Genomic DNA, 4,962 nt, shown 5'->3' with positions numbered 1-4,962 from the left:
TTCTCCCCAGTGTTAATAAGCCTGTGGAGAGTTACACCGGTGTAATTATCCCCACTGTTAATAAGGGTGTGGATAACTTATCCACGCACTGTGGGAAGTAGCCGCTGTCAGACGAAGTGCAGCAGGCTGGCGCCGACCAGGACGACGCAGAGCAGAACGATGAGCGGCGTCTGCCAGCGTCGCCGCGACGGCTTGCGCGTCTCGACATAGATCAGTCCGGCGAGGATGCCGCCGACCAGCCCGCCCACGTGTGCCTGCCAGGCGATGTTCATCCCCGGCAGGAAGCCGATCGCCAGGTTGAGGATCACGAGAACGAGGATCTGCATCCCGTTTCCGCCTAGCCGGCGCTGGATGATGAAGAACGCTCCCAGCATGCCGAAGATGGCGCCGGAAGCGCCGATCACGGGCTGATTCGCCGGAGAGAGCAGCAGGACGCCGAGCGAACCGGCGAATCCGCTGATCAGGAACAGCGTGAGGAAGCGCGCGCGCCCGAGGACGGGCTCCAGGGCCATGCCGAAGATCCACAGCGTGTACATGTTCAGCGCGATGTGGATGATGTTGGCGTGCAGGAACACCGACGTGAGCATGCGCCACGGCTCGAAGGCGAGCAGGGGCGACAGCGAATGGGTCGGGTACGAGTACACGCCCGCATAGAGCAGCGCATTGGTGACCTGCGAGCCGATCACGGGCAGGTTCTGCAGGATGAAGACAACGATGCAGATGCCGATGATCGCGTACGTGACCACTGGTGCACCCGGGCCGGTCAGCCGCGACACCCAGGGCGAGCGCGTGCGCGGCGCGGTCGCACGCTGCTGAGCCATGCACTCGGGGCAGATCACCCCGACAGCCGCGGGAGTCTGGCACTCACCGCAGATCGGCCGCCCGCAGCGCTGACAGCGCACGAAGGTCGCGCGGTCGGGATGCCGGTAGCAGACGGTCGTCGGGGCATCGACGGGCTGAGACATGCGTGTTCGCTTTCCGCCCGCGCTCTCGTTCCCGGCCGGGCTCAGGCCTGTTCGATCTCGACCGACTCGATCACCACGTCGTCGAGAGGACGGTCGCGGGCGTCGGTCGGAAGCTCGGCCAGCTTGTCGACGATCTTGCGCGAAGCGTCGTCCGCGACCTCGCCGAAAATGGTGTGCTTGCCCTGGAGCCAGGTCGTCGGCGCGACCGTGATGAAGAACTGCGAGCCGTTCGTGCCCCGGCCGCCCTGGATGCCGGCGTTCGCCATGGCCAGGATGTACGGCTGGGTGAAGTCCAGCTCCGGGTTGATCTCATCGTCGAACTGGTAGCCCGGACCGCCGACGCCCTGACCGAGCGGGTCGCCGCCCTGGATCATGAAGCCGGGGATGATGCGGTGGAACACCACGCCGTCATAAAGAGGAGCGTTCGTCTTCTCGCCCGTCGCAGGGTGCGTCCACTCGATCTCACCGGTCGCCAGGCCCACGAAGTTACGGACCGTCTTAGGCGCGTGGTTGCCGAAGAGGTTGACCTTGATGTCCCCGTAGTTAGTGTGGAGAGTGGCGACGGCGGTGTGCTTAGACATGGCACCAATTCTTGCACAGCGCAATACCGGGTTTCGGGAAGGCCCCGATGCTCTCGGGCCATGCTCAGGCCTTTCGGTGGCAAGATGGAGTCAGTTCGCCCAGCCGACGCAATGGAGGTCCAGAATGAGCCTGACGAAGAAGCGCAAGAAGGAACTCGACCGTCTGCGGAGTGACGCGCAGGACCTGTGGGGGCAGCAGCAGGAGGTGCTCGCGAACGCGAACGCTCTGGCCGCGGCGGCTCGCAAGCAGGCCGCCTACTACTCCCGCGAAGAGATCGCCCCGCGCGTGCGTGAGGGCTACGAGTCCTACGTGCTCCCCGCCGCGCAGTCGGCCAAGCAGTCCGCCGGACGGTACGCGGGGGTGGCGCGTGACCGTCTCGTCGGCGACGTCATCCCGGCTGTCGGCACGGCGGTCGGTACTGCGCTCTCGGTGGTGGATCACGCGCGCGCTGCGCGCAGTGCCGCCTTCAACGGTGACTTCACGAAGGCCCGTAAAGAACTGACCAAGCGCGCGACCGTCGCCACGAAGAAGTCCGGCCCCGGTGCGGGAACGGTCATCGCCGTGGGCCTCGGCGTCGTGGCCGCGGCCGGACTGCTCTACGCGGTCTGGCAGACGTTCCGCGCCGACGACGAGCTCTGGGTCGCCGACGAGGAGCCGACGACGCCCGCCGCGGAGTAGCACTCCGCAGGTCACCTGCTCCTCGGGGGTCGCCTCCGGGGCGAACCGGGGGGTTTCCCCGATGGTGCGGTGTCGCGACCCACGCGAGGCTGGTGTCATGAACAACCTCGAACGTCCGATCGATGGCCGGATCGTTGCCGGTGTGTGCGCCGGCCTTGCTCACCGCTTCGGGATGAAGCCGTGGACGGTCCGCGTGCTCTTCCTGCTCTCCTGCCTGCTTCCCGGGCCGCAGTTCATCGCCTACCTCGCGATGTGGATCATCATCCCGGCCGAGAAGCCGGCGCTGGTTCGCGCGGCATGACCCGAGCGCGGACGCGCTCAGGAGCGCTCGGGACGCGCCAGTTCTCCGTATCCGGCCATCCGCAACGCCACGTCGACGAGATCGACGCGGCGATTCGGGATGGCAGCGAGCGAGAACCACGCCGCCTCGTCCGTGGTGCCGCCGAGTTCGTTCCGCAGGCTGCCACCGACCACTGCCGCCCGGTAGACGATGCGCAGTGCGTGCAGCGGCCCGGCGTCGGGGAGGAATCGGGCCTCGGCGGGAACGACTTTGGAGTCGATCCCGAGCAGCTCCCCGGCCCTCGCTTCGTAGCCGGTCTCCTCCCCGATTTCCCGCACCACCGCATCCAGCGGATTCTCGCCCGGTTCGAGTCCGCCGCCGGGTAGTGTCCATCCGGAACGACCGCTTTCGTTCCAGTGCGCCAGCAGGATGCGCGGCCCGTCCACGATGACGCCGTAGGCGGCGACCCTGATATCCATTCCGACACCCTACTGCCGCTCGTCGGTGGAGAGCGGCAGTATGGGGTGGTGCCCGAACTGCCGGAAGTCACCGCTCTCGCCGCCGACCTCGGCGAGCGGCTGCGCGGCCGTGTGATCGACCGCCTGACCATCGTCGCGTTCTCCGCCCTCAAGACGTTCGATCCGCCTCCCGAGGCCCTCGCCGGAACGACGGTCTCCGGTGTGACCCGCCACGGCAAGTTCCTCGACATCGCAGCGGACGACCTTCACGTCGTCATCCACCTCGCGAGAGCCGGCTGGATCCGCTGGCGCGACTCGGCTCCGCCTCCGCCGTCGGGAAGGCCGGGGAAGGGTCCTCTCGCCGCGCGCCTGGTACTCGACGACGGCAGCGGGCTCGACATCACAGAGGCGGGAACGAAGAAGAGTCTCGCCATCTCGATCGTCCGCGATCCGGCCGAGGTGCCGGGGATCGCCCGACTCGGACCCGACCCTCTCGACCCCGCGTTCACGCGGGATGCGTTCGCGGCGATCCTGGCCGCACAAGGCCGCGCGCAGCTCAAGGGAGTGCTCCGCAACCAGGGTCTCATCGCGGGGATCGGGAATGCGTATTCGGACGAGATCCTCCACGTCGCGAAGATGTCCCCGTTCAAACCGGCCGCGATGACCGATGCGGAGGTCGACCGGCTCTACGAGGCACTCGAGGGGACGCTCCACGAAGCGCTGGCCCGCTCTGAGGGGCTGGCCGCCTCAGAGCTGAAGAGCGAGAAGAAGTCCGGGATGCGCGTCCACGGCCGGGCTGGTCAGGCGTGCCCCGTCTGCGGCGACACCATCCGACAGGTGATCTTCGCGGACTCGACACTGCAGTACTGCCCGACCTGCCAGACGGGCGGCAAACCACTCGCTGATCGCGTGCTCTCACGGCTGCTCAAGTAACTTCAGCACGCACAGCTCACAGCGCTCACGGGTGCCGTGAGCGGGTCCGCGGCACGGTCCACCGGTCCGTTGTCGTCCTCCACCGGCAGGCCCTCGCGAGCCCAGTACTCGAACCCGCCGATCATCTCGCGCACCTCGTAGCCGAGCAGGCTGAGGGCGAGAGCTGCCCGCGTCGAACCGTTGCAGCCCGGACCCCAGCAGTAGGTGACGACCGGGTCGTCCAGCGGGATGGTCTCGAGCGCGCGCTCGCCGATCTCCGCTGTGGGGAGGTGAACCGCTCCGACGATGCGGCCCTGACGCCACGCCTCCGCTCCGCGGCTGTCGATCAGGACGAACCGCTCCCCCGCTTGCTGCGCGGCTCTCACGTCGGACGGGTCGGTTTCGAAGCTGAGCTTGGCCGCGAAGTGTCGGGAGGCTTCCGTTGCTGTCGTCGTCATGCTGTCAACACTAGGGATCTGCGACTCCCGATTGAACGAGCGATCGACGCCGTTCGCGTGGATCCACCGCGATTCGGGTGGCAGAATTCGCATATGCCCGCGAATTCTTCGTTCCTCGCCGACGGGGTCGATCGCACCCTCCTGTCCGAGCTCCAGCGCGACGGCCGGCAGTCGGTCGCCGAGCTCGCACGCACCGTGCACATGTCGAACAGCGCCGTCGCAGAACGCGTCCGGCGGCTCGAGGAGGCAGGTGTGATCGCCGGATATCGTGCCGTCGTCGACCCCGAACGACTCGGCTACGGCATCCTCGCTTTCCTCCGCCTGCGCTATCCCAGCAGCCGGTATCAGCCCTTGCACGATCTGCTGGCGCAGACCCCGGAAGTCGTCGAGGCGCATCACGTCACCGGCGACGACTGCTTCATCCTGAAGGTGGTGGCGACGTCGATGCGTCACCTGGAACAGGTGAGCGGCACGATCGGGACACTCGGCAGCGTGACCACGAGCATCGCGTATTCGAGCACCGTGCCGACACGGGCGATCGAACCACCGCACGAGTGAAGCGATGGAGAAGAAGACTGTGGAGCCTAGGAGATTCGAACTCCTGACATCCTGCTTGCAAAGCAGGCGCT

The 4,962-nt window shown here is 67.0% G+C and carries 8 protein-coding genes; 4 read left to right on the top strand and 4 right to left on the bottom strand.

The genetic code is table 11. The annotated features are described in order from the left end of the window. Positions 1-107: 107 nt before the first annotated feature. Together Q0Q23_RS19720 and Q0Q23_RS19715 are read right to left on the bottom strand one after the other, a co-directional pair. Entirely contained in the window at positions 108-965 is an 858-nt protein-coding gene (locus tag Q0Q23_RS19720) for a rhomboid family intramembrane serine protease (RefSeq protein WP_295128400.1), read from the bottom strand. Positions 966-1,006: 41 nt separating this feature from the next. Continuing rightward, positions 1,007-1,546 carry a peptidylprolyl isomerase gene (locus tag Q0Q23_RS19715; RefSeq protein WP_295128398.1) on the bottom strand — a complete coding sequence of 180 codons (540 nt, stop codon included), beginning with the start codon at positions 1,544-1,546 and terminating at the stop codon, positions 1,007-1,009. Positions 1,547-1,670: 124 nt separating this feature from the next. On the opposite strand from Q0Q23_RS19715, the gene Q0Q23_RS19710 reads away from it, so the two are divergent. Both Q0Q23_RS19710 and Q0Q23_RS19705 read left to right on the top strand, forming a co-directional pair. Continuing rightward, the gene (locus Q0Q23_RS19710) at positions 1,671-2,225 is read left to right on the top strand and encodes a hypothetical protein (protein ID WP_295128396.1); all 555 of its coding nucleotides are present in this window, start codon (positions 1,671-1,673) and stop codon (positions 2,223-2,225) included. 97 nt (positions 2,226-2,322) lie between these two features. Further along, positions 2,323-2,526, top strand: a complete 204-nt coding sequence (locus tag Q0Q23_RS19705) for a PspC domain-containing protein (RefSeq protein WP_295128393.1) — start codon at positions 2,323-2,325, stop codon at positions 2,524-2,526. Between the two features lie 17 nt (positions 2,527-2,543). Here the strand turns inward: Q0Q23_RS19705 and Q0Q23_RS19700 are convergent, their stop codons facing one another. Continuing rightward, a complete protein-coding gene (locus tag Q0Q23_RS19700) occupies positions 2,544-2,984 on the bottom strand; it encodes an NUDIX hydrolase (protein ID WP_295128390.1) in 441 nt (146 codons plus the stop codon). A gap of 48 nt (positions 2,985-3,032) precedes the next feature. On the opposite strand from Q0Q23_RS19700, the gene Q0Q23_RS19695 reads away from it, so the two are divergent. After that, on the top strand, positions 3,033-3,896 hold the full coding sequence (locus Q0Q23_RS19695) for an Fpg/Nei family DNA glycosylase (RefSeq protein WP_295128387.1): 864 nt from the start codon (positions 3,033-3,035) through the stop codon (positions 3,894-3,896). A gap of 2 nt (positions 3,897-3,898) precedes the next feature. Here the strand turns inward: Q0Q23_RS19695 and Q0Q23_RS19690 are convergent, their stop codons facing one another. Then, the gene (locus Q0Q23_RS19690; RefSeq protein WP_295128385.1) at positions 3,899-4,333 is read right to left on the bottom strand and encodes a rhodanese-like domain-containing protein; all 435 of its coding nucleotides are present in this window, start codon (positions 4,331-4,333) and stop codon (positions 3,899-3,901) included. Positions 4,334-4,426: 93 nt separating this feature from the next. On the opposite strand from Q0Q23_RS19690, the gene Q0Q23_RS19685 reads away from it, so the two are divergent. Then, positions 4,427-4,891, top strand: a complete 465-nt coding sequence (locus Q0Q23_RS19685; protein ID WP_295128383.1) for an Lrp/AsnC family transcriptional regulator — start codon at positions 4,427-4,429, stop codon at positions 4,889-4,891. The last annotated feature ends 71 nt before the right edge of the window (positions 4,892-4,962 follow it).

This window comes from uncultured Leifsonia sp. (assembly GCF_945957465.1).
Classification (GTDB): domain Bacteria; phylum Actinomycetota; class Actinomycetes; order Actinomycetales; family Microbacteriaceae; genus Leifsonia.
Note: the sequence above shows the minus strand (reverse complement) of the source record. Positions and strands in the feature narration are given on the sequence as shown.

Coding starts and splice junctions, on each gene's coding strand:
- Q0Q23_RS19720 (WP_295128400.1), bottom strand. CDS start 965: ATGTCTCAGCCCGTCGATGCCCCGACGACCGTCTGCTACCGGCATCCC.
- Q0Q23_RS19715 (WP_295128398.1), bottom strand. CDS start 1,546: ATGTCTAAGCACACCGCCGTCGCCACTCTCCACACTAACTACGGGGAC.
- Q0Q23_RS19710 (WP_295128396.1), top strand. CDS start 1,671: ATGAGCCTGACGAAGAAGCGCAAGAAGGAACTCGACCGTCTGCGGAGT.
- Q0Q23_RS19705 (WP_295128393.1), top strand. CDS start 2,323: ATGAACAACCTCGAACGTCCGATCGATGGCCGGATCGTTGCCGGTGTG.
- Q0Q23_RS19700 (WP_295128390.1), bottom strand. CDS start 2,984: ATGGATATCAGGGTCGCCGCCTACGGCGTCATCGTGGACGGGCCGCGC.
- Q0Q23_RS19690 (WP_295128385.1), bottom strand. CDS start 4,333: ATGACGACGACAGCAACGGAAGCCTCCCGACACTTCGCGGCCAAGCTC.
- Q0Q23_RS19685 (WP_295128383.1), top strand. CDS start 4,427: ATGCCCGCGAATTCTTCGTTCCTCGCCGACGGGGTCGATCGCACCCTC.